The sequence below is a fragment of the Thermoplasmata archaeon genome, from assembly GCA_035622275.1.
In the GTDB taxonomy this organism is placed as follows: Archaea; Thermoplasmatota; Thermoplasmata; order Lutacidiplasmatales; family UBA184; genus Lutacidiplasma.
The window spans coordinates 32,207-53,497 of sequence record DASPVQ010000005.1 but is presented as its reverse complement, the minus strand read 5'-3'; the positions used below and the strand labels follow the sequence as shown (position 1 = coordinate 53,497).

Annotated in this window: 29 protein-coding genes; 12 read left to right on the top strand and 17 right to left on the bottom strand. The window is 71.6% G+C overall.

Going from position 1 to position 21,291, the window contains the following annotated elements; translation table 11 throughout:
- Positions 1-11 precede the first annotated feature (11 nt).
- Positions 12-371 (bottom strand): roadblock/LC7 domain-containing protein, encoded by a 360-nt coding sequence (locus VEL82_01640; protein ID HXW66574.1) that lies wholly within the window; start codon positions 369-371, stop codon positions 12-14.
- Positions 372-379: 8 nt separating this feature from the next.
- On the bottom strand, positions 380-1,138 hold the full coding sequence (locus tag VEL82_01635) for a gas vesicle protein GvpD basic region 2 domain-containing protein (GenBank protein HXW66573.1): 759 nt from the start codon (positions 1,136-1,138) through the stop codon (positions 380-382).
- 327 nt (positions 1,139-1,465) lie between these two features.
- Between VEL82_01635 and VEL82_01630 the strand changes: the two genes are divergently transcribed.
- Positions 1,466-2,287 (top strand): hypothetical protein, encoded by an 822-nt coding sequence (locus VEL82_01630; GenBank protein HXW66572.1) that lies wholly within the window; start codon positions 1,466-1,468, stop codon positions 2,285-2,287.
- On the top strand, positions 2,284-2,796 hold the full coding sequence (locus tag VEL82_01625) for a hypothetical protein (protein ID HXW66571.1): 513 nt from the start codon (positions 2,284-2,286) through the stop codon (positions 2,794-2,796). The genes VEL82_01630 and VEL82_01625 overlap by 4 nt, the downstream gene beginning before the upstream one ends.
- An 8-nt stretch (positions 2,797-2,804) precedes the next feature.
- On the opposite strand, the gene VEL82_01620 is transcribed toward VEL82_01625, so the two are convergent.
- A complete protein-coding gene (locus VEL82_01620; GenBank protein HXW66570.1) occupies positions 2,805-3,275 on the bottom strand; it encodes a peptidylprolyl isomerase in 471 nt (156 codons plus the stop codon).
- Positions 3,276-3,334: 59 nt separating this feature from the next.
- On the opposite strand from VEL82_01620, the gene VEL82_01615 reads away from it, so the two are divergent.
- Positions 3,335-3,922 carry a hypothetical protein gene (locus tag VEL82_01615; GenBank protein ID HXW66569.1) on the top strand — a complete coding sequence of 196 codons (588 nt, stop codon included), beginning with the start codon at positions 3,335-3,337 and terminating at the stop codon, positions 3,920-3,922.
- A 58-nt stretch (positions 3,923-3,980) separates the two neighbouring features.
- On the top strand, positions 3,981-4,469 hold the full coding sequence (rnhA, locus tag VEL82_01610; protein ID HXW66568.1) for a ribonuclease HI: 489 nt from the start codon (positions 3,981-3,983) through the stop codon (positions 4,467-4,469).
- Here rnhA and VEL82_01605 read toward each other — a convergent pair.
- The gene (locus VEL82_01605) at positions 4,466-4,633 is read right to left on the bottom strand and encodes a hypothetical protein (protein ID HXW66567.1); all 168 of its coding nucleotides are present in this window, start codon (positions 4,631-4,633) and stop codon (positions 4,466-4,468) included. The two genes, rnhA and VEL82_01605, sit on opposite strands and share 4 nt — an antisense overlap.
- A 47-nt stretch (positions 4,634-4,680) precedes the next feature.
- Positions 4,681-4,842, bottom strand: coding sequence for a hypothetical protein (locus VEL82_01600; protein ID HXW66566.1), 162 nt, complete (start codon positions 4,840-4,842; stop codon positions 4,681-4,683).
- A gap of 171 nt (positions 4,843-5,013) precedes the next feature.
- On the opposite strand from VEL82_01600, the gene VEL82_01595 reads away from it, so the two are divergent.
- A complete protein-coding gene (locus tag VEL82_01595; GenBank protein ID HXW66565.1) occupies positions 5,014-6,756 on the top strand; it encodes a M2 family metallopeptidase in 1,743 nt (580 codons plus the stop codon).
- Positions 6,757-6,826: 70 nt separating this feature from the next.
- Positions 6,827-7,306 carry a hypothetical protein gene (locus VEL82_01590; GenBank protein HXW66564.1) on the top strand — a complete coding sequence of 160 codons (480 nt, stop codon included), beginning with the start codon at positions 6,827-6,829 and terminating at the stop codon, positions 7,304-7,306.
- A 7-nt stretch (positions 7,307-7,313) separates the two neighbouring features.
- On the opposite strand, the gene VEL82_01585 is transcribed toward VEL82_01590, so the two are convergent.
- The 3 genes from VEL82_01585 to VEL82_01575 are packed head-to-tail and all read right to left on the bottom strand — an operon-like array spanning position 7,314 to position 10,393.
- Positions 7,314-8,912 (bottom strand): hypothetical protein, encoded by a 1,599-nt coding sequence (locus tag VEL82_01585; protein HXW66563.1) that lies wholly within the window; start codon positions 8,910-8,912, stop codon positions 7,314-7,316.
- Positions 8,913-8,919: 7 nt separating this feature from the next.
- Positions 8,920-9,729: an ABC transporter ATP-binding protein gene (locus VEL82_01580; GenBank protein ID HXW66562.1), complete on the bottom strand. Its 810-nt coding sequence runs from the start codon at positions 9,727-9,729 to the stop codon at positions 8,920-8,922.
- Between the two features lie 25 nt (positions 9,730-9,754).
- Positions 9,755-10,393, bottom strand: coding sequence for a hypothetical protein (locus VEL82_01575; protein HXW66561.1), 639 nt, complete (start codon positions 10,391-10,393; stop codon positions 9,755-9,757).
- A gap of 176 nt (positions 10,394-10,569) precedes the next feature.
- Here VEL82_01575 and VEL82_01570 point away from each other — a divergent pair, with 176 nt between their 5' ends.
- From VEL82_01570 to VEL82_01560, 3 genes are all read left to right on the top strand, one after another.
- Positions 10,570-10,833, top strand: coding sequence for a hypothetical protein (locus VEL82_01570; GenBank protein ID HXW66560.1), 264 nt, complete (start codon positions 10,570-10,572; stop codon positions 10,831-10,833).
- Positions 10,834-10,950: 117 nt separating this feature from the next.
- Positions 10,951-11,919, top strand: a complete 969-nt coding sequence (locus VEL82_01565) for a trypsin-like peptidase domain-containing protein (GenBank protein ID HXW66559.1) — start codon at positions 10,951-10,953, stop codon at positions 11,917-11,919.
- An 88-nt stretch (positions 11,920-12,007) separates the two neighbouring features.
- Entirely contained in the window at positions 12,008-12,460 is a 453-nt protein-coding gene (locus VEL82_01560) for a GyrI-like domain-containing protein (GenBank protein HXW66558.1), read from the top strand.
- 7 nt (positions 12,461-12,467) lie between these two features.
- On the opposite strand, the gene VEL82_01555 is transcribed toward VEL82_01560, so the two are convergent.
- From VEL82_01555 to VEL82_01540, 4 genes are all read right to left on the bottom strand, one after another.
- Positions 12,468-13,196, bottom strand: a complete 729-nt coding sequence (locus VEL82_01555; GenBank protein ID HXW66557.1) for a hypothetical protein — start codon at positions 13,194-13,196, stop codon at positions 12,468-12,470.
- Positions 13,197-13,271: 75 nt separating this feature from the next.
- The gene (locus VEL82_01550; protein ID HXW66556.1) at positions 13,272-13,928 is read right to left on the bottom strand and encodes a hypothetical protein; all 657 of its coding nucleotides are present in this window, start codon (positions 13,926-13,928) and stop codon (positions 13,272-13,274) included.
- A gap of 42 nt (positions 13,929-13,970) precedes the next feature.
- A complete protein-coding gene (locus VEL82_01545; protein ID HXW66555.1) occupies positions 13,971-14,516 on the bottom strand; it encodes a hypothetical protein in 546 nt (181 codons plus the stop codon).
- A gap of 83 nt (positions 14,517-14,599) precedes the next feature.
- Complete coding sequence (locus VEL82_01540) at positions 14,600-14,836, bottom strand: C2H2-type zinc finger protein (GenBank protein ID HXW66554.1); 237 nt, start codon at positions 14,834-14,836, stop codon at positions 14,600-14,602.
- Positions 14,837-14,982: 146 nt separating this feature from the next.
- Here VEL82_01540 and VEL82_01535 point away from each other — a divergent pair, with 146 nt between their 5' ends.
- A complete protein-coding gene (locus VEL82_01535) occupies positions 14,983-15,552 on the top strand; it encodes a GNAT family N-acetyltransferase (protein ID HXW66553.1) in 570 nt (189 codons plus the stop codon).
- Here VEL82_01535 and VEL82_01530 read toward each other — a convergent pair.
- Complete coding sequence (locus VEL82_01530) at positions 15,543-15,680, bottom strand: hypothetical protein (protein HXW66552.1); 138 nt, start codon at positions 15,678-15,680, stop codon at positions 15,543-15,545. The two genes, VEL82_01535 and VEL82_01530, sit on opposite strands and share 10 nt — an antisense overlap.
- 122 nt (positions 15,681-15,802) lie before the next feature.
- Between VEL82_01530 and ribA the strand changes: the two genes are divergently transcribed.
- Positions 15,803-16,510 (top strand): GTP cyclohydrolase II, encoded by a 708-nt coding sequence (gene ribA, locus VEL82_01525; GenBank protein ID HXW66551.1) that lies wholly within the window; start codon positions 15,803-15,805, stop codon positions 16,508-16,510.
- 51 nt (positions 16,511-16,561) lie between these two features.
- Positions 16,562-16,849, top strand: coding sequence for an OB-fold nucleic acid binding domain-containing protein (locus VEL82_01520; GenBank protein ID HXW66550.1), 288 nt, complete (start codon positions 16,562-16,564; stop codon positions 16,847-16,849).
- Here VEL82_01520 and VEL82_01515 read toward each other — a convergent pair.
- From VEL82_01515 to VEL82_01500, 4 genes are read right to left on the bottom strand one after another with little or no spacing between them, the layout of a single operon-like run.
- The gene (locus VEL82_01515; GenBank protein HXW66549.1) at positions 16,833-18,878 is read right to left on the bottom strand and encodes a M3 family metallopeptidase; all 2,046 of its coding nucleotides are present in this window, start codon (positions 18,876-18,878) and stop codon (positions 16,833-16,835) included. The genes VEL82_01520 and VEL82_01515 overlap by 17 nt on opposite strands.
- Before the next feature lie 32 nt (positions 18,879-18,910).
- The gene (locus VEL82_01510; GenBank protein HXW66548.1) at positions 18,911-19,450 is read right to left on the bottom strand and encodes a GNAT family N-acetyltransferase; all 540 of its coding nucleotides are present in this window, start codon (positions 19,448-19,450) and stop codon (positions 18,911-18,913) included.
- Positions 19,451-19,481: 31 nt separating this feature from the next.
- Positions 19,482-20,657, bottom strand: coding sequence for an alpha-hydroxy-acid oxidizing protein (locus tag VEL82_01505; protein ID HXW66547.1), 1,176 nt, complete (start codon positions 20,655-20,657; stop codon positions 19,482-19,484).
- Positions 20,658-20,716: 59 nt separating this feature from the next.
- Entirely contained in the window at positions 20,717-21,250 is a 534-nt protein-coding gene (locus tag VEL82_01500; protein HXW66546.1) for a hypothetical protein, read from the bottom strand.
- Between the last annotated feature and the right edge of the window lie 41 nt (positions 21,251-21,291).

Sequence of the window (21,291 nt, the reverse complement as noted above, 5' to 3'; positions counted from 1 at the left end):
CGGGCGCCGGGTCAGATCGAGGCGAGAACGCCGGCAAACCGTTCGATCTCACCGAGCATCGGCCCGACCTCGTCGGCGCGATCGGCCACGACGGTGAGGAACCGTTCCCGGCCGACGGCGATCATCAGGACGCAGGAATCCGAGCCCTCTACGACGACGCGCGTCGGCGGGGAGCGCGCGAGTCCCTCGCTCACGGCTCCGGCCGCTCCGACAATCGTCGCGCAGAGGACCGCGATCGTCTCCGCGGGGAGCTCCGAGAGGGCCGCGGCGGCGATCAGCCGGCCATCCCGGCCCGCGAGCGCGACCACCGGGCTCGAGATTCGGGAGCGCAGATCGCGCAGCACGGCCGCCGCATCGGCCCAGCCCCACATCGCCTCTCCTACGACGGGCGGGGAACGAAGGCGACGTGCGGGGGACCGGCCACGGGGTCCACCGTCACGACGCAGCTCGGGAAGGGAGGGCGGGCGCCGCGCACCACGAGCCCGACCTCGTCCCGGTGCAGGACGAACTCGGCGTCCGACATGCGGCGCACGCCCGCCGCGCACCCGACCCCGGGTCCGAGGAGCCCGATCACCAGGTTGCCGAGATGTCGGGCGCGCTTGATGCCGTAGTAGAACATCTTCAGCGCCTTCTCGCTGCCCATCAGCGTGTCGAACACCTCGAACGCGTTGAGCTCGATGAACGGGCGCTGGCGCTGGCCTCGCACGGCGCGCTCGGCGGCGACGACCTTCTGGATCGCCACCTTCCTGCTAAGCGGATTCGCCTCCGCGTCCGCGAGGTTCGCCACGTAGGACAGGCCGTGATCCTCCCCGATGTAGTCGATCACCCGGACCCGCGTGTCGAAGCGGCGGCGCGTGGCATAGCGGGTGAGCCGGGCGCGGAAATCGTGCGGGGAGTCCCGAGAAGGGAGGACCGCGAGGATCCCGCGGGACTGGTAGAGGAAATTGAGGTAGGTCGGGAGCAGCAGCAGGTCGAGGTCGTCCAGCCCGACCGTCTCGTCCATGGTGAAGAGCGCGAGACTCCCGCGGGCGAACCCTCCCCCCAGCAGTCGGTCGAAGTCGGGGACGCCGCTCGAGAACCTTCCGTCGGGGTCGGTCAGGGGCGACCACTGCTCGTCTTCCGAAGCGCGCGCACGCATGATGGTCTACAGGCGAGCCGGGGTTCATAGAACCCTACCCGACGAGGCGACGTTTTCCTGACGGTGGCGACGCCGCAGATGCGCGTCGGGATCTCGGACCGTTCGGTGCGCCCCGGCAGGATCCCGGTGGCGTGGGCCGCGATTTCGGTGATGACCCGGCGCCATCGGCTAGCAGAATTCTGCGAGCCCGGCCCGGCCGAAGGGTGCGTCCGACGGGGAGTCGACCGTCGACCTCGTTCGGGCGGTCGCCGGGCTCCCTCGCGGTCGCTCGCCGTCGCGGCGAAGGGTATTCAAAGGCGACGCCGACGTAGAGTTGGGGGCGGCGCCGTGTCGAGTCCGTACCCCCGTCCGTCCAGTCGCGTTCCGCCCGGCATCTACCGCGCGGCCCGTGCGCTTCGGCGGGCGGGCGTCATCGCCCTCGTGCTCGTGATCGTCTACGTCGGCTTCGTCGGGTACTCCGCGTTCCAGGTGGTGAAGACGCGACCGGGCGTCGGCACCTCGACCACGACGCTGGAGCCGAACGGGACCGTTGGGGTGACGACCTCGTTCACGCTGTCGGACCCGAGCGACCTTCCGATTCAGGACTTCTCCCTCCAGTTCCGGATCCTCAACGCGACCGGCCAGCTCCTCCTCGACTCGGCCACGCCCGCCGTGACGGTCGCCTCGGGCGGGAGCGAGGTCGTCCCCGTCTCGATCTTCGTTCCCCTCACCTCGAGCGGCGAGTCGCTCCTCGTGAACGACCAGTACCTCCGCTGGGACGTGTGGGGGAACGCAACGTTCGGCTACCTGTTCCCCGTCTCGATCGGGGTCGACGCCAACCGATCGTGGGGGGCTCCCTTCGCGAACCTGACGGTGAGCCTGGGCGCGCCGGCCCTGATGGGAGGGATCGTCCAGGTTCCGGTCACCGTCGCCTTCTCCAACAACGCCGACTTTGCCGACGATGGTGCCCTCGACTTCGAGGTCGTCTCCTCGACCGCCACCATCTGCGGCAGCGGCTCGTTCGCCGTGGACGTGCCGCCCGGCCAGCCCTATCAATCGACCCAGAACATCGACCTCGCGAGCGACTGCAACCCGGCCGGCGGCGCGGTGGAGGCCCAGTACGTCGAGGACGGTGCGACGATCCCGTTGCCCTCGGAGCCGATCCCGTGAGCGCCGGCGCTACCCCCGCCGTCGCGCCTCCCGCGAGCGTCGCGGCGCCGCCGGGCTACGTCGTGCCGTCGCTCGGCTGGCGGATCCTCGGCGGAGGGTTGCGACTGATCGGCCTCATGGTGCTGCTGATCGGACTCCCCGTCGCGCTGCTCACGTTCCTCAGCGCCCACGGCATCTCGCCGCCGGTCCCGATCGCGCTGGTCGAGTACGCCGGCGTCGCGATCACCGTCCTCGTCACGCTCCGCTACATCCTGAAGCCGACCGCCGCCTACGGACCGCTCGCGATCGCGACGGCCGGCGTCGGGATCCTGTATCTCTACCTGATCCTCGTCAACGCCATCTACGTGATCTCGATCGGGTCGGTCGGCCTTTCGATCTCCGTCGACTACGCCCGCCTGATCCTGCTCCTCATGATCGGTCCCGCCCTCGCGCTCGGCGCCGGGGTCCTGATCGCGATCGAGGACGCGAGGGACTCGAAGGAACGCCTCCCGTTCGACTATCCGGCCTAGGCGACGGGTCAGGCGCCCGTGACCGTCGCCTCGACGATCCGAACGGGGTTCCGGGGACGATCCCGCGCGTCGCGCGGGACGGCGGCGATCTTCTCGACGACCTCCTGTCCCCCCCGCACCCGGCCGAACACCGCGTGCTTGCCGTCCAGCCACGCCGTCGGCGCGAGGGTGATGAAGAACTGGCTGCCGCCGGTGTTCGGTCCGGCGTTCGCCATCGACAGCACGCCCGGACCGTCGTGCCGGAGGGTGGGATGGAACTCGTCGGGGACCGTGTAGCCGGGGCCCCCGGTGCCGTCTCCGGACGGGTCGCCGCCCTGGATCATGAAGCCCGGTATCACCCGGTGGAACGTCACCCCGTTGTAGAAACCCTTCTTGACCAGGCCGACGAAGTTCGCCACCGTCTTCGGCGCGCGGTCCGAGTACAGTTCGATCCGGATGTCGCCGAGCGTCGTTCGGAACGTCGCGGTCGGGTTCGCCATGGGGCCCGGACGGCGTGCGGGGCTAAAACGGCGTCCCGAGCGCGAGGGCCCGAGTGCGAGTGCGCGAGGGCGCGCGCGTTTATCTCCAAGGGCCGAGTCGGCCCGGCGACGCGCACGCGCGGCGGCTCGAACTCCTGGCGATGAACCGCTCGATCATTCTTCTGGGCGTTGGGATCCTCCTGTTCGCTTTCGCTCTCATCGCCTACCCGATCGCGACCACCGGCCAGGAGGCGTTCGACCTCGAGCAGGAGGCGGGGATCTACCTGATCCCGCCGGCGCTCGCGGTTCTCCTCGTCGGGTCGATCTCGACGGACCCGCGGGGGACGACGATCGGTGGACGGTTCGGCAACCCGGATGCCGACCTCGATCGGCGGGCGGGCGAGCGACCGGCTCCGGACGTGACCGGCCCGCGCTACAACCCGCACGAGCCCGCCCGGTGCCGCTACTGCGGCTCGATCATCCTCGCCGAGTACGCCCAGTGCCCTCGCTGCGCTCGCGCCCGGGAGTGCCGTACCTGCAACCGCCCGCTGGGGCTGGTGCTCGATCGCGCCACCTGCCCGACGTGCGCCCGGCCCGAATCCCGGTGCCACTGCATCCGCATCACGCTGCGGCCGATCCCCACGGTCGCCCGCGGCCGGAGGGTCTAGCCTGCCGCTCTCCGACGCCGAGATCCCCCGCGGCATCGCCAGCGGCGACGCCCCGCCCGTGCTCGTGCACTTCGACGGGGCCTGCCAGCCACCCACCGGCCCCGGGATCGCGGCGTTCGGGTTCACGATCGATGGACCCGGGATCGCCGTCGAGGAATGTGGCCTCGCCACCCGACCGTACTCGGAACACTCGACCAACAACGTGGCGGAGTACGTCGGGGCGATCCGGGCCCTCGAGCGGCTGCACCGCGAGGGGTACCGCGGTCCGCTGATCGTCGCGGGCGACAGTCAGCTCGTCATCCGCCAGATGCTCGGAGAGTACGAGGTCCGTGCCGGGCACCTGAGTGCCTACCACGACCGGCTGCTCCAGCTCGCCCACGCCTTCGTCCACGTCGAGTGGCGCTGGGTACCACGGGAGGAGAACGCGCGGGCGGATGCCCTCTCCAAGCAGGCCCTCGCCGACGCGCAGCCCGATGCGCGACGCTACCAGGGGACCCGGCCGGCCCGACGGCCCGACGACCACCGGCCCGACGTGCGAGCGCCCTAGCCCCAGCGCACGGTGTACACGAGGGTCCGACCCTCGATCGCGGCCCGCACGCGTGCCGAGTCGACGTACGTCGCGAAGGCGGCGGCCGCCTCCGGCGAGAGCTTGGGGCGGACCCCGTAGCCGCGCGGGGTCGCTTGGCCCAGGAACAACCGTGACGAGGGCACCGGGGACGCCGGAGACTCCGGGGGTGCGAGCTTTCGCAAGGTCGGCGTCACTTGCGTTCGCCCCGGGCCGGGTAGGTCGGGAATCCGTTGCGATCGTAGCGCCGTCCCAGGCAGGGGAGGATGGCAAGCGGCACGCGCTCGGTGCTCGTCGCCCAGGTCCGCAGCGGGGCCGCCGCGAGCAGCTCGCGTCGGGACGCGGTGTTCGACATCGTCCGGGCGAGTTTGTCAGACGCACGTCGTACATAAATCCGAAGCCTCGACAGGAAACGCAGGGGTCCGGCGCTATTCTCTGACGGAGAACGCTGGCGGACACGGCGCTGACCGAACGGAGGACCCGCCGACTCGACCTCATAACCACATCGCGCCTCGGCGGCGGCAGCATGAGGGCGGCGCGCGACGAGGCGGACGGTGTCCGGGAGTTCCTCGACGACGCAGAGTCACGTCTGCTCGACCTCTCGATCGAGTCCAGTCAGGCGGACTGGGTCCATGCGACGTACATCACCGCCGACACCGAGGCGCTCGCCGCCCGGGCCTCCGCGCGCCTGATCGGAACGACGGTCGAGCTGGCGAAGGCGTCGCGTCGCTGGCCGGACGGTGCCCTACCGCCCGAGGAGCGTCGCAAGTCCCACCTGCTGAGGCTGTGCCTGCCGCTCGTCGCACCCTCGGATCCGGCCGAGGCGCGGGAGCTGACCCGGCTCGTGGCCGCGATGCAGGGGACCTACGCGAAGGGCCGGTACCAACCCGTCGGCGCTAGCGAACCGACCGACCTCCAGGGCTTGTCGAGGATCCTCACCGAGAGCCGCGCGCCGGTCGCGCTCGAGGACGCCTGGACCGGCTGGCATCGGATCGGGCGGGGGATTCGCTCGGACTTCACCCAGTACGTCTCGCTCGCGAACCGGGGGGCGCGGGAGCTCGGCTTCCGCGACACCGGGGAGATGTGGCGTTCGAAGTACGATATGGACCCCGAGGAATTCGAGCGAGAGGTCGAGCGGCTGTGGAAGCAGGTCGAACCGCTCTACCGCTCGCTGCACGCGTACGTGCGGGACCGCCTTCGATCGGTCTACGGTCCCGAACGGGTCCCGGAGCGGGGCCCCATTCCCGCGCCGTTCCTCGGCAACATGTGGGCGCAGCAGTGGGATGGCATCTATCCGCTGCTCGCACCCCCCGGCTCGGGCCCCACGTTCGATCTCACGAACGCCCTGGTCGCGCGCGGGACGACCGCGGTCGACATGGTCCGCTTCGGCGAGTCGTTCTTCGCCTCGCTGGGGCTCGAGAGGCTGCCGTCGACCTTCTGGGAGCGGTCGCTCTTGAGCCGACCGCGCGACCGCGAGGTCGTCTGCCATGCGAGCGCCTGGGACCTCGACTTCGAGAGCGATCTGAGGATCAAGATGTGTACGGAGATCAGCGCCGAGGACTTCGGGGTCGTCCACCACGAGCTCGGCCACAATTACTACCAGCGCGCCTACGCTCGACAGCCGTTCCTCTTCCGCGACAGCGCCCACGACGGCTTTCACGAGGCGCTCGGGGACACGATCGCGCTCTCGATCACACCGGACTACCTGCGGCGGCTCGGGCTCGCGACCGAGGACGACCCGATGCCGGACGACACCGGCCAGCTGCTCGCGCGAGCGCTCGAGAAGGTCGCGTTCCTCCCCTTTGGCCTCGTGATCGACCGCTGGCGCTGGAAGGTGTTCTCCGGTGAGGTCGGGCCCGACGAATACAACCGTAGCTGGTGGGAGATGCGGGAACGCTACCAGGGGATCGCCCCGCCCGCTCCGCGCGGCGAGGAGGAGTTCGACCCGGGCGCGAAATACCACGTCCCGGCGAACGTGCCGTACGTCCGCTACTTCCTCGCCCACGTGCTCCAGTTCCAGTTCCACCGTGCGCTCGTGCGCGAGGCCGGGGTCCCGGGGCCCCTCCATCGCGCCTCGATCTACGGTTCGCGGGCGGCCGGCGAACGCCTGGAGCGCATGATGGCCATGGGGGCGAGCCGGCCGTGGCCGGACGCCCTCGAAGCCCTGACCGGTGAGCGCCGGATGGATGCGGGCGGCCTGCTCGAGTACTTCGAGCCGCTGCGCCGGTGGCTCGACGAGCAGCGCCGCGGCTATCCCGTGGGCTGGTAGCGCTCCTCGCGGGGTCAGGGCCCGTCGCCCATCGTCTTAAGGACCGGTCGGGCCGATACCACGTTCGTCGATGCTCCTGCATCCGGGGGAGAGCCGGCTGCGCAGTGCCTACGCGGTCCTCGAAGGGGAGAGCCCCGAGGGAACCCGCGGGCCGGGAGTGCTCTATCTGACGAGCCACCGCCTGGTCTTCGAGACGACGCTGCCGCGCGGCGGCGTGCGCGCGATCGTCCGGGGCCGCGAGACGACGACGGTCCTCGATGCATCCCTCAGCCAGGTGCGCAACCTCTCCGTACGACGGCCGAGGCTGGGTCGACCCCGTCTCGTGGTCGAGCTGACCGAGGGCCGCCCCGCGTTCGATCTGCTCGCGCCGGAGGACTGGGCGGCGGCGATCGCGAGCGCCAAGCGCTCGGCCCCGCCGACCGCGGTGCCCGGCGCTCCCGCGTTCTCGCCGGTGGTGGAGCGGGAGGTAGTGCGCGTGCGCTGCCGGTACTGCGGCTCGCTCGCGCGCGAGTCGGACCCCCGATGCGCGGCCTGCGGGGCACCGCTGTGAGCTCGCGCTAGAACGGCAGCTCTCGGAACAGTCGGGCGAAGCCGGTCCGGGCGAACCGGTAGGCGAGCGTGCCGATCGCCACGGCCGCGACGGCCGCGCCGGTCGCCGGCAGGAGCGCGGCGGAGACCGGGCCGGTGATCGCGAGGGCCCCCGGGACTGCGATCGCGGCGAGCAGCACGATCCCGCTGCCGGTCGCGGCGAGCATCGGTCCCGGCCGGACGAACTGCGGGCGCGGCCGCTCCTGGAAGTCGGAAAAGCGGCTGGCGAAGACGAGCCCCCACAGCACGAGGCAGACCGCGACCGAAACGGTCAGCGCGAGGCTCGCCGCGATCTCCACCGGCGGCATTCGGAACCAGGTGTCGATGGCGACCGCCATCAGTGCGGACCCGAGGACCACGGGGATCAGCGCGGCGACGGTCTTGGCGCGAAAGACATCCCGGTCGGTGACCGGGAGCGCGAAGAGCAGCTGCAGGCCCCGCCGCTCCTGGCCGACCGACGAGGCCCCGACCAGGAGGCCGAAGAAGCCGGCGACCCAGCCGATCCACAGGATGACCCCGAAGGTCCCGAACGCACCGCCCTCGATCGCGAGCAGCAGGACGAGCACGATCGGCACGACCAGGACCGGGAGGAGCTCGCGGCGGCGCAGCAAGCCCCGCAGGTCCTTGGCGGCGAGCGCCGACTCGGTCCGGCTGAGACCGAGGGCGGCCAACCAGGGGTGGGGGCTCGCGTACACGTGCTCGGCGAGGCGGACCTCCACCGGCGCGGGTGCCCAGTAGCGGGACCGCAGCCGCGCCGCGAGGACCCCGAGACCGGCGACGAACGCGAGTTGACCGAGCGCGAAGGCGGCGGCCAGGAACGGGGCACCCGACGCCACGGCGTCGAGCGCCTGCGACGCCCAGAGCAGGGGGATCGCCGCCGTGATCGCTGGCAGCGTGGCCAGCCCGTGGACGGCCGCGAACAGGAAGACCGGGTTGAGCGCGAGGTCGAAGGCGAGGATGACGAGCACGAGGACGACCGCACGCAGGACGAACGAGGCGGTCCCCCGGCGCCCGGAGGCCGCCGCACCGATGCGCTGGGAGGCGGCCCGAACCATCTCGACCAGGAACGCCCCCTCGTAGAGCGCCACCGCGCTCAGGAGCGCACACACCAAGTAGAGCGGCCAGGCGTCGAGCCGGGCCGCGAACGGAAGCGCAATGCCGAGCAGAAGGGCGACCGCCGGCGAGTAGGAGAAGGCGATCGCGCTCGTCGAGCCCGCGACGTATTCGCCGGGGGTGATCGGAAGCCAGTTGGCCGCGTCGCTGCCCGAGAAGCGGGCGGTCGCGGACAGCTCGAAGAGCGTGCCCGCCACCAGGACGACGCCGACCGCGCTCAGGGGGAGGAACGGAGCGAGCCCGTTCAGGATCGCCGCGGCGGTCGCGACGGGCGGGGCTCGCGCGAGGAACGACTGGCCGAGCAGCGCGACCGGCGCGAGGAACAGCACGAGGTCGGCGACCCACAGGATCCGGGGCTGGCCGAAGAGGCTGCGGGGATTCGAGGTCGAGCGCCCGCTGCGCAACTGGGACGCGACGAGCACCCCGGCGAGCCGTCGGACCTTGTGGAGGTCCACCGCCGGCTCACCTCCCCAGGGCCGCCACGACGTCCGACAGATCGCCGGTACCGGTCAGCGCGAGGAAGACGTCCTCGAGGCCCGAGCCGGCGAGGCCCGCCTGCGCGCGCAGCGCGTCCACGGTCCCCGAGGCGAGGACAGTGCCGTGGTCGAGGATGACCAGGCGGTCGCAGATCGCCTGCGCGATCTCCAGGACGTGGGTCGAGAACAGCACCCCGACACGGTCGTGCGTGGCCCGCTCGCGCACCAGGTCCTTGACCACGCGCGCGGCCCGCGGGTCGAGGCCGTTGAGCGGTTCGTCGAGGATGAGGAGGCGGGGGCGGTGCAGGAGCCCCGCGATCAGCGCGACCTTCTGCCGCATCCCCTGCGAGTAGCTGCTGATGAGCGCGTCCTCGTGGCCCGCGAGCTCGAGGCCGTCGAGGTACGGGCGGATCCGCTCCGCGCGCCGCTCGGGCGGCAGGCCGTACATGTCCGCCACGAAGTCGAGGTACTCGGCGCCCGTGAGGAACTCGTAGAGCGAAGGCGACTCGGGCACGTAGCCGATCTGGCTTTTCAGCCCGACCGGGTCGTCCCCGATCGAACGCCCGAGGACCCGGATTCGGCCCGTGTCCGGGCGCAGCAGGCCCAGGACGGCCTTCATCGCGGTCGACTTTCCCGCGCCGTTGGGCCCCAGCAGACCGACGATCTCGCCCGGCCGGACGGCGAAGCTCACCGCCGAGAGCGCCCGGGTCGCTCCGAACGACTTCGATATGCCGTCGACCTCGAGGGCCGTGCCGTTCGAGGTAGGGGAGGTCGGCGCGCTCGGTAAGGCAGCCATTCGCGGGCGGAGCGAGCCGCGCGCTTTAGCCTGCGCGTCCGGGATCGATCGCGAAGGGGGAGCGCCATGCCTCCGGCGGCGGCACACCCGCGGCGAAGCGCGCCACGGAGCCGGTCGGCGCGAGCGGCCTCAGCGCCTCGATCGCCTGCGCAAGGACCTCGTAGGCCGCGTCCTCGGCTTCGCCAAGCTCGCCCGCCTCCTCGCCGCCGGGAACATAGACGCGCAGGCTTCGCTCGGCGATGCCGAGGAGGACATAGCCCGAGCCGTCCCGGCGGGCCCAGCCCAGGAGACGGCCGGACGGCCCGTCGATCACGCCGACCCACCGCAGGCTGCCGAACCATCGACCGGCCAGGCGGCCAAGCACCTGGTCGCTGGTCACGCCGAGCGGTAGCTGCACGCGCGCGATCGGCCGCAGGTCGTCGGTCAGCGCGCGATCGAGGCGTGGGGTCCCGAGGAGCGCGCGATAGCCGGAGGCCGAACGTTCGACTAGGCCCTCCCGCTCGAGGCGACGCAGGGCCCGCGCGAGCGCCTCGGGATGGGCGCCGAGCGCGCGGCGCAGCCCGCTGAAGGCGATGCGACCTCCCAGCTCCTGGAGCGTGACGATCACGCGATCGTCCAGCCGGCCGCCCGGGGGTGCCCCGATCAGATCCTCCTCGCGGGTCATCGACCTCAACATCGGCGGAGGTCGATTTAGCTCGTCGCTTGCCCCGTCGCCACCTCGCTCCGCACGCGCGGATCGGTCGTGAGCGCGGCGGCTGTGACCGGTCGCGTCGCGACCCGGTCAATATCCTCCTCCCGTCCGTAGGTGGATCCGAACCGTTGGGTTCGCGGAAGGAACGGATGACGCACGGAGAGGGACGGAACTGGGGCGATGACGAGGAACGGGGCCGCTACGGTCCGTGGGTCTGGTCGGCCTACCGGGCCTACAACGAGCTGTTGCGCGAGAAGGTGAAGAAGCGGTTCGAGGCCCGAGAGGGTCCGTGGATGGAGAAGGTCGCCGACCTGCTTGTCGAGATCGTTGACGCGCGCTGGCAGGGTGGCCGGCAGAAGGAAAAGGAGCTCGAGCAGCTCTTCCACAAGCTCGACGCGCTCCTCGAGGAGTGAGCGACATGGACGTACCGCTGCCGCTCCCGCTCGATCCGCTGCCGATCTCCCCGCCCGCCGGCCCGCATCCGGGGCGGGCGACCGAGGGCCCACGGCCCTCGGTCGGCTAGGAGGTCCATGCCGCTCGCCGCGACGGAGCTCGAGGGCCGGATCATCTCGGCGGTCGACGCGATCGGCCCGGCCGTCGCCTCGGTCGAGAGCCTCCGACTCGCGCGCCGCAGCCGTTGGGGAGCCCCGTTCGGGGCCCAAGCCCAGGCGACGGCGGTGGTGATCGACCCGAGCGGGTACCTCGTGACGAACCAGCACGTCGTCGACGGGGCCGCCCGCCTCCAGGTGCGCCTCTCGGACGGTCAGGAGCTCTCCGGCGAGGTCGTCGGCGGCGACGCCGTCACGGATCTCGCGCTGGTCAAGGTCGATGCCCAGGGGCTCCGGTCGGCGGCCCTCGGCCGGTCCGAGGAGCTGCGGGTCGGCCAGATCGTGCTTGCGATCGGCAACGCTCTCGGCCTCCCGGGCGGTCCCACGGTCTCCTCGGGGGTCGTGAGCGCGCTGGGCCGGCCGCTCCCAGGCTCGGACTTCGTCTTCGAAGGCCTCATCCAGACCGATGCCGCGATCAACCCGGGCAACAGCGGCGGTCCGCTCGTCGACCTCTCGGGCTCGGTCGTCGGCGTGAACACCGCGATGATCCCGTTCGCGCAGGGGGTCGGCTTCGCGATCCCGATCCACGCCGTCAGCCGCATCGCGGACGAGCTGCGTTCCAAGGGTCGCGTCGTGCGGCCGTGGATGGGCGTGACGGTCGCGGAGCTGCGGGCCGACGTCGCCACGCGCTACGGTCTGGAGCCGAACTCGGGGCTCCTCATCGGCGAGGTCGTCCCGCGCTCGCCGGCCCATCGGGCGGGCCTCAAGGCCGGGGACGTCGTGACCCGCGTCGGACCCTCCGAGGTCCGGAGCGTTCGCGATCTGGTGGGCGCGCTATCGAACTTCCCGGTCGGGGCGGACGTCACGATCGGCTACCGCCGTCGCGGCACCGCCTACGCGACGAGCGTGCCGCTGCAGGAGGCCCCCGAGGCGGTGCCCGCCCCGGAGTGAACCCCTTCCCGCCGGCGCCGGAGATCCCGGTCGGGTCCCGGCGCGGCGGATAAGAACCCGCGGTGCCTCGGGTCCACGGGGAGGGCTCGTGGTCGTCGAGTTCCGGCTGAAGCGAACCCGCGCCATGCGCGTCGCGGCGCTAAAGTGGAAAGGTCCTTGGAGCGAGCGGCGGATCCGCGCGCAGTTCGGCCGCCTGGTCGCCTGGGCGCATTCGCACCGGCTGCGCACGGGCCAGTGGATCTTTCGCGAGCCGGCGCATCGCACCTGGGAGGTCGCGCTCGAGATCCGCGGCACCGCTCGCTCCGAGGGGTCGGTCCGCGTCCGGCACTACCCGGCGGCCACCGTGGCGAGCGTCGTCTTCGACCCGCGGCGGGTCTCGCCGGCGGTCGTCTACCACGGGATCACCGACTGGCTGCGCTGGCGACGCAAGGACAAGACGATCCGCGCCGTCGGGACGTACCGAGAGGTCTACCGCGCCGACCCCTGGCGCCACCCGGCCGCCTGGGCCCGGACCGACGTGCAGGTCGTGGTCCGCAAGTAGCGGACGCTCAGCGCGGACTCAGGACGTGGTGGATGCGCCGGCTGCCCACGAGGGCCGCCGCCGGCGCGACGAGCCCGAGGATCGGCGCCGCGATGATCAACAGCGCGATCCCGGGCACCGTGACGAGCAGCCCCACGAACGGAAGCGCGAGGACGATCAACAGGAGCGCGTAGGCCACCGCGGCGACCGTGATCGCGCCCGCCCGGAAGCGGGAGCCCGCCAGGAACAGACCGAGCACGATCCCGAGGCCACCGAGCCAGCCGAGCAGGAACCCTACCGCGGCGGTCGCCGCACCGAACGGCGCGACCGACCCCAGACAGGACAGCGCCTTGGTGGGCTGGCCGTGCGCGCAGTTGAGCAGGCTCGAGGATTCGCCGACCACGAGCGCCGCCGTCACCAGGATCAGCAGGAAGCCGATCGACCCGATGATGCACAGCACCGACGCGGCCACGAACTTGCCATCGACCTTTCGAAGCGCGGCGAAGCTGCGCCGGTAGAAGAACAGCGAGAGCAACAGGAAGACGGCGCCCAGGATCACGAGGATGCTGGTCAGATCGACCAGGAGCGGGTTCAGCGTGAAGAACCCTCCCGGGAAGTCGGTCACCAGCAGGAGGAAGAGGATCGGGACGACGACGGCGATGAACGCCCCCGCGAAACCAAAGGCGGCCGCGATGCGGATGCGCCCGACGCCCTTCTCGTCCATGACGCGGACCTGGATGGACGGGGACATCGTCATCGCGCGCGGGCTCCGACCGTAGGGCAATCGGTCCTCGGTTATCTAGGCATCGCGGCCCACCGGTCGGGCGGGCGCTCACCGCCGGCGCACGATGGGCCCGGCGTAGGCGTATCGTACGACGCTCGAGCGGAGGACGGGCACGCGCTCCCGGATCGCCCGCACGATCCCGAGCACCTCGCCCGGCGCGATCCTCCCGCGGAGGTCGATCGACATCGAGTGGCCGCGCTCGCGGTGGACCCGGCGCACGATCAGGTCGGCGCGCATCCGCGGGGGGCCGGACAGTCGAACCGCGAACTCGCGCGCGCTCGCGTGCGGTCGCCAGGCGTCGCTCGCCAGCGCTCGAAGAAGGTGGCCGACCGGCTCGACGAGGCTCGCGTGCGTCGCCTCGGGCAGTGGTAGCCAGCCGCCCGGCGTCATCTCCCAGTGGTCGACGTGGTGGAAGCCGATCGAGGAGAACGCGTGCAGCGCCCCGGCGGTGATGCGCAACAGGTCGCCGTGCTCGACGACCTCGCGCTCGCGCAGCAGCGCCTCCAGCTGGCGGAGGACCGGGATCGACGGCTCTTCGAGCCGCTCGTGCCGCAGGTCGATCTCGAGCGCGACGTGCGAGAGCGCTCGGGCCCGCCGAAGGCGCCCCCGCCCGGCCGCCGCGGCCGGCCAGTTCAGAATCGAGACCGGACCGACGAGGTCGGGCGCCGACGCCGGCCACGGCGCGCTGGGATCGGAGGGTGCCACGGGTGTCGGCCAGCGGCCCCCGCGAGTTAAGCTAGCCCGCGCCTACAGCGACTCGAGCAGCGACTCGCGCGAGAGGATCCGACGCGCCTCTTCCTCCGCGTCACCGGGGAGCGCGTGCACCTTCGAAAGCGCCCGGCGGTCGAGCTCGAGCACGCGGTGGTTGAGCCACTCGAACTCGTGGAAGACGAGCGGATCGCCGAGGTCGCCGCGCAGCTGGGCGACCCAGTCGACCGGATGGCGCAGGCTCCACCAGTACGAGGTGATCCACGAGCCGAACGCTTCCCAGACCAGATCCTCGTCGAGAATCTTGCGGTGGGTGAGCGTGCCGATCAGCTCGAAGAAGGTCACGACCTCGATGCTCGCGATGTCGCCGTGGGCCTGCTTCAGCAGCCGCTCGGAGATGTGGCGTCGGACCGCGCGCATGCGGGTCGAGTCGAACTTGTCGCGCAGGTTCAGCACGGCGTTCGCCGAGTTGAGCACGGCCGCCTGCCGCGTCTGCAGGTAGAGGAAGAGCAGCGTGCCCGTCGCGAGCGCCCAGGTGCTGAAGGCGGTCAACAGCGTGACGCTCGGCCAATCGATCTCGACCATCTTCCCGACCCCCGACGCGCGCCCGGGACGCGACAAGCGAGGATTGGGATAGCGTTGCGCTCCGCGGCGGCCGGGCGCGTCCTTCAGCGAGCGTGGGCCCGCGCCCGGTGCGCCCGCAGAGTCGTCGCCGAGTCGAACCCTCGCCCGCAGACCGGGCAGCGAACCCCGACGGCCGCGGCCACCGGTCGAGCCGGCCGTGGCGAGGCCTCGAGCCCCGCGTGCGCTTCCTCCCGGTGGGCGGAGAGCGCTTCCTCGGACCGGAAGATCCGGCCGCAGTCCGAGCAGATCGCCTCGACCTCGTCGTACTCGACGTACGGCATCGCGTCCCCCGATCGACCGCGGTCCCGACCCCCGGGGGCCGCGTGCGCCCCCTCCCGAGGGCGTCGCATCCCTAAGGTCTTTGGGAGACCGCCCGCCGCCCGCCATCCTTACGGCCCCCCGCGCTCCGGGGCCGGGAGGCACGCCGATGCCTTCCGTTCCGACGCCGCACCCGAGCTCGGGTCCGGTCGCGACGCTACGGCCGGCGGTCGACGCCGATGCCGAGGCGATCGCGGCGATTTACAACGACGCGGTCGTCACCACGACGGCGACCTTCGACACCGAGGCCCGGTCCCTGGCGGCCCAGCGCGAGTGGCTCGCCGAGCACCACGCTCCCTACGTCGTCCTGGTCGCCGTGGCCGCGGCCCGCGTCGTCGGCTGGGCCTCCCTGAGCCCGTGGTCGGATCGCCGCGCCTACGCCGAGACCGCCGAGGTCTCCGAGTACGTCGGCCAAGGCCACCGCGGCGCGGGGGTGGGGACGGCTCTCCTGGACGGGTTGATCGTCCACGCCCGCTCGGTGCCGTTCCACATGCTGCTCGCCCGGATCGCCGACAGCAATCCCGCGAGCCATCGACTCCACGCGTCGCGGGGCTTTCGCGTCGTGGGGGTCATGCACGAAGTGGGCCTGAAGTTCGGGCGACGGATCGATGTCGCCCTGCTCGAGCTCCGACTCTCCGCGATCGGACCGGCCCCGATGGCCGAGCGCCGTCAGTCGTAGCGCGGGTCCGACGCCATCCGCGTCACGATGGCGCCGCAACTCGGGCACTCCACGAGGCGCCAGTCCGGCGGCACGGAGATCGATGCGCCGCACCCGGAGCACGGGACCCGGTCCCACGTCTCGGCCATCGTCACCCGCCTCGGGGCGCCCAGGCCCCGGGGCGCCAAAACGGTTCGCCGCGCCCAGCGCCCCGTTCGCTCACCGAGAGGCAACCGTCGCCTTTAATCGGGGTTCCGGCTCCCACCGGGCGATGGGGATCCCTCGCACCGAGGTGGACACGCTCCTCAAGGAGAACGAGACCCACGTCTGTCCGGACGCGCCGGAGATCTGCGTCAAGGTACTCGCGATCGCGGACCTGCCGACGCGATTCGGCGACTATCAGGTGGCCGCGTTCTGGAACTCCTACGACAAGAAGGAGCACGCGGCGTTCATCCACGGCAACGTGATCGGAGCCGAGGGGGTGCCGGTCCGCATCCACTCCGAGTGCCTGACGGGCGACGCCGTCGGGTCCCTGCGCTGCGACTGCCGCGATCAGCTGCTCGAGTCCCTCACCCGGATCGGCCAGATGGAGCGGGGGATCGTCCTGTACCTCCGGCAGGAGGGCCGCGGCATCGGCTTCGTGAACAAGATCCGCGCCTACCAGCTCCAGGACGCCGGCTACGATACGGTGCAGGCCAACGAGATCCTCGGGTTTCGGGCGGACGAGCGGGACTACGAGATCGCCGCGCACATGCTGGCGACGCTGAAGGTGCGGTCGATCCGGGTCATGACGAACAACCCGAACAAGGTCGCTGACCTAGAGTCGCACGGGGTGAGGATCGTCGGCCGGATCCCGGTCATCGTCCCGCCGAACCCGTACGACCGGGCGTACATGGCCACCAAGCAGCGCAAGCTCGGCCACCTCCTCGACCTCGAGCAGGAGGAGGAGCTGCCGGACCCCGCCGGGCCCGGAAGCTAGTTCCGGCCGCGACCTAGAGCGTTTAATGCCGAACGCTCTTGCCCCGCCGCCATGGCCGGCATCGCCAGCCTGAAACCGAACCAGAACGCGACGATCGACGCGAAGATCACCGCCATCAGCGCGGTCCGCAACGTCACGACCGCCCGCGGTCCCGCGCAGGTCGCCGACGCGACGCTGCAGGACGAGACCGGGACGATCACCCTCACCCTGTGGGGCGAGGACATCGCGCGCTACAGCGTCGGTCAGTCGATCCGGATCACGGACGGCTGGGTGAAGGACTTCCGCGGGAAGCTGCAGATCTCGACGGGCCGCTCCGGCAAGATCACGATCCAGGCCTAGTCTCGGCGTGGGCCGGTGCGCCCGGCGCCCTCGGGACCGCCCCCAGCCACCGCTCGAACGCCTCGAACGTGAAGTCGCGGCCCAGGTACGACCGCACGAGCTCGGCGGCCGGTCGCTCGCTGCCGGGGGCGAGGATCTCGCGTGCGTATCGCTCGGCGAGCGCGGGGTCGGTGAGCGCTTTCCGCTCGAGGAATGGGCTCAACAGGTCCCGGGCGATCGCGAGCGACCAGGCGTAGGTGTAGTAGAAGGCGGAGTAACCGGTGAGGTGGCCGAACGCCGTCTCGAAGTGGTAGTCCGCCGGGAGTTCCAGGAGCGCGTAGCGCCCGAACGCCGCGCGCGCGGCCGCCGGGACGCTGCGGCCGTCGGGGGGATGGTCGTACAACTCCAGCGACACCGCCGCGAGCGCGACCTGGCGGATCCAGAAGATCGACCGACCGAGCGCGAGGGAGCCGACCAGTCGCTCGACCAGCTCCGTCGGGATCGTGGCGCCCGTGTCGGGGTCGCGCGCGAATCGGGCGAGCGTGTCGGGGTCCCGGGCCCACTCCTCGAACAGCTGCGACGGGGCCTCGATGAAGTCCCACTCCAGCTCGGACGCCCGGTGGTAGACCCAGCGATTTCGACCGGAGAGCAGGTCGTGCACGAGGTGGCCGAACTCGTGAAAGAAGGTCACGACCTGCTGGTACTCCATCCGGGCCCGTTCGATCGACTCGGCCGCGTCGACGAAGTTGCAGATGAGCGCGGCCTGGGGGAGCTGGATGCCCGCGACACCTTCGCGGACCCCGAAGCAGGCGGCGTGCGAGAACTTGCCCGGGCGTGGCACCATGTCGAGGTAGGCGCGCCCGAGCGGGACGCCGCGCTGTCGCACGTCGTAGGCCTCGACCGACGGGTGCCAGACCTCGGCCTCGCGCGCACGGCGAAACTCGAGGCCGAAGAGCTCCTGGCAGAGGGCGAAGAGGCCGTCGCGGACCGGGCCATAGGCCAGGTACTTCCGCACGACCCGCAGGTCCACCCCGAACTCCTCGGCGCGGACCTTCTCGTCGTAGTAGCCCGGACCGAAGAACGCGCCGTCCCAGGGCTCGAGACGGCTCGCGGCGGGATCGTCGCGCCGACGGCGCTGGAGGTACCGGGCGAGAACCTCGCGGGCCGGCCCGCTGAGCAGGCCGGCGCTCCGTTCGAGGAACGCCCGCGCCGCCTCGGGCGTGCCCATCATCTTGTCCTCGATCGCGAACGCCGCGTAGCTCGAGTAGCCGAGGCCGCGGGAGAAATCGTAGCGCAGCTGAAGGAGTCGATCGAGGACGGGCTCGTTCTCGGGATACGCCCGGTTCATGAACTCGAAGAGGAGGCGGCGGCGCACGTCCTCACGGTCCGCGTAGGCCATCACCGGGAAGAAGTCGGGGTAGCGCGTGGTGATGCGGATGCGACCACGCTCGTCCGGCGGATGCGAGGCGAGGTAGTCCGCCGGAACCCCGGCGAGGTCCTCGGCGGAGGTGATCTCGATCGACCGCACGAGGCGCGCGATGTTCTCCCCGAACTGGTTCTCGACGCGGTCGATCTCCTCGTTCAGCTCCTGGAGGCGCTGGCGCGTGGTGGCATCCTTCTCGACGCCGGCCCGCCGCATGCGTCGCAGGGTCTTCTCGACGGCGAACCGGACGAGATCGTCGGCGCGGCTGAGGTCGATCGCCCGGAGCCGGGCGTAGAGCGGAGCGCTGAGCTGGAAGGCGTGGAAGAATCGGTCCGCCGCCTCGAGGATCTCGCGTGCGGCGGTTCGGGTCTCCCCGTCCGGATGGACCTGGAAGAGCAGCTGGCCATGGTGCGAGACGTCGATGACTCGGACGAGGAGGGCGTTCAGCGGGACGAGCAGCGAGCGGACGGTCGGCGTCGACTCATCGTGGGCGAGGCCCTCGATCTCCTCGTCCGCCCGCCGCAGGATGGCCAGCCCGCGTCGCCGCAGCTCGCCGGCGTCGAGCGAGAACGGCATCTCTCCCAGCGTGACCACGTCCGACGGGCCGGGGACGTCGGGCGGCGCCACGGGAGGCGGTCACCGCGCCCCCTCGGATAATCTCAGCGACCGGGGGCGCCGGGCCCCGTCGGCGGCGGAGCCACGGGCTCCGGAGCGAACCGGCGCCCGAGGAGCACCTCGCCGTGGACCACGCGCATCCGGCTGCGGAGCCCCCAGGCCCCGAGCCCACCCTCGCGCCAGCCCGGCTCGTCGCGGTCCACCGGTCGGAAGCCGCGGCTCCGGAAGAGCGAGAGCGACGCCCGGTTGTCCTCCTCCGCGGCCGCGTAGACGATCCGGACGCCGGCGCCGCGGAACAGGCTCAGGGCGTCGTCGAGCAGGCGGGCCCCGACGCCCTGTCGTCGCGCGGCCGAGGCCACGGCGATGTAGTAGACGTATCCGACCTCGGGCACGAGGCGCTCGAGCATCGAGATCCCGAGCAGCTGGCCTCCGGCGTCCGCCCCCCGGACCCGCTCGATCTCGCGCAGCGTGCGTTTCGCGTGCCAGCGGTAGATGCCGACGAACGAATCGATCAGGATCGGCACGGCGGCGGCCCGCTCGTCCGGCGCGAGATCCCGGAGGTTGAGCGCTAGATCGCCCGGCATCGCGACCGCCCGGTCGAGTCCCGCCCGGCGATCACGCCGGCGCGATCGACTGCCGGCCGAGGTCCGAGAGGCGAGCGCAGCCGATCTCCGCAAGGGTCAGGTCGAGATCCGCGAGGAAGTTCTCAACGGCCTCGCGAACCCCCGACTCGCCGTCCAGGGCGAGCCCCCACGCATAGAGCCTTCCCAGCAGGACGGCCTGTGCGCCGAGCGCGAGCGCCTTCAGCGCGTCGGACCCCCGTCGGATCCCGCTGTCGAACAGCACCGGCACCCGGCCGCCCACCTCGGCGACGACGGCGGGCAGCGCCCGGAGCGCGGGCACGCTCCCGTCGACCTGCCGCCCGCCGTGGTTGGAGACGATGAGGCCGTTGGCCCCCGCCTCCATCGCGGCGCTCGCGTCCTCCGGGTGCAGGATGCCCTTCACGACGATCGGCACCCGGACCCGGTCCGCCAAGAACTGAACGTCCGACCAGACGAAGGTGGGATCGCCGATCTGGGCGATCGCGAGCCGGGCGGCCGCCACCGGGTCCTCCCCGGGCGGCCGCTCGAGCCGCGCGCGGAAGATCGGGTCGGACAGATAGTTCCCGAGCCCTGCGCCGGTGAGGAACGGCAGGTAGCCGCGCGTCAGGTCCCGCTCCCGCCAGGCGAGCAGGCGCGTGTCGACCGTCACGACGATCGCGGAGTAGCCGGCGGCCTCGGCCCGCTGGACCAGGCTGAGGTTCAGGTCACGGTCGGGCCCCCAGTAGAGCTGGAACCAGCGCCGTCCGGTCCCGGACGCCGCCGCGATCTCCTCCAGCGAAGCGCTGGTGAGCGTGCTCGCGACGAACGGCACGCCCAGCGAGGCGGCCGCCCGCGCCACGGCGAGCTCGCCGTCGGTCCGCACGGTCGCGAGCCCACCGATCGGGGCGAGTAGCACCGGGGCCGGCAGGACGACGCCGAAGAGCTCCCGCGTGAGGTCGCGCGCGTGGACGTCGCGCAGCATGCGCGGCAGGAGGTGCCAGCGGTCGAACTCCGCCCGGTTGGCGCCGACGGTCGAACCCGCGCCGGCTCCGCCCGCGACGTAGTCGGCGGTCTCGGCCGGCAGCCCCTTGGTCGCCTCGGCCTCGAGCTGTTCGGGAGAGATCGGCAGACGCGGGGGCTGCCCCGTGGCGCCCGCCCGATAAATCGCGCCCTGGCGCTCCGCGCCGAAACCCCCGTAATTCTCCCGCATCGGGGTCGCCACGGTCGTTCGGAAGATAAACGGTGCGAGGGCGACGGCGGGCGCGCGCCCTACGATCGCTTTCGGCGGGGTCGGGTGCGCGCGGGCACGGGCCGAACTCCGGTGTGTCGGGCGAGGCGGCGATGCTCCGCCGGCGACATCCACTCGGTCCCGAGGTAGTCGAACAGCTCGCGATCGGACAGGCCGATCCGGCGACCTTCCTTCACCGTGAGGCGGTAGGCCTCGATCTCGGACGGCGCGTCCACGTAGCTCAGCCGGGGGTAGAACAGAGGCCGGCCCTGGCGGAACTGTCGCACGTGGCAGAGCTCGTGGACCACATCGAGGTACAGGGTCCGGAACTCGCCGCCGGCGAGATGGCGCGAGCTGATCAGCAGGTGGCCGTCGATGTCGCTCGTGCCCATGTAGCCAAAGCGCGCGGAGAAAAACTCGACCTTGAGCTCGCGCAGCACCCGCTCGGTGGAGCGGCCGAAGAGCTCGCGGACGAGCGGGACGCGCTCAAAACCGCGGAAGTACCGTCGGAACGGTCGCAGTGAGACCGGGACTGCCCGCTCGATGTGCACGCCGAGCTTTGACTCCCGCGCCAACGACGTACCCGCCGGAGCGTTCGCGACTTGCACCGACTTTT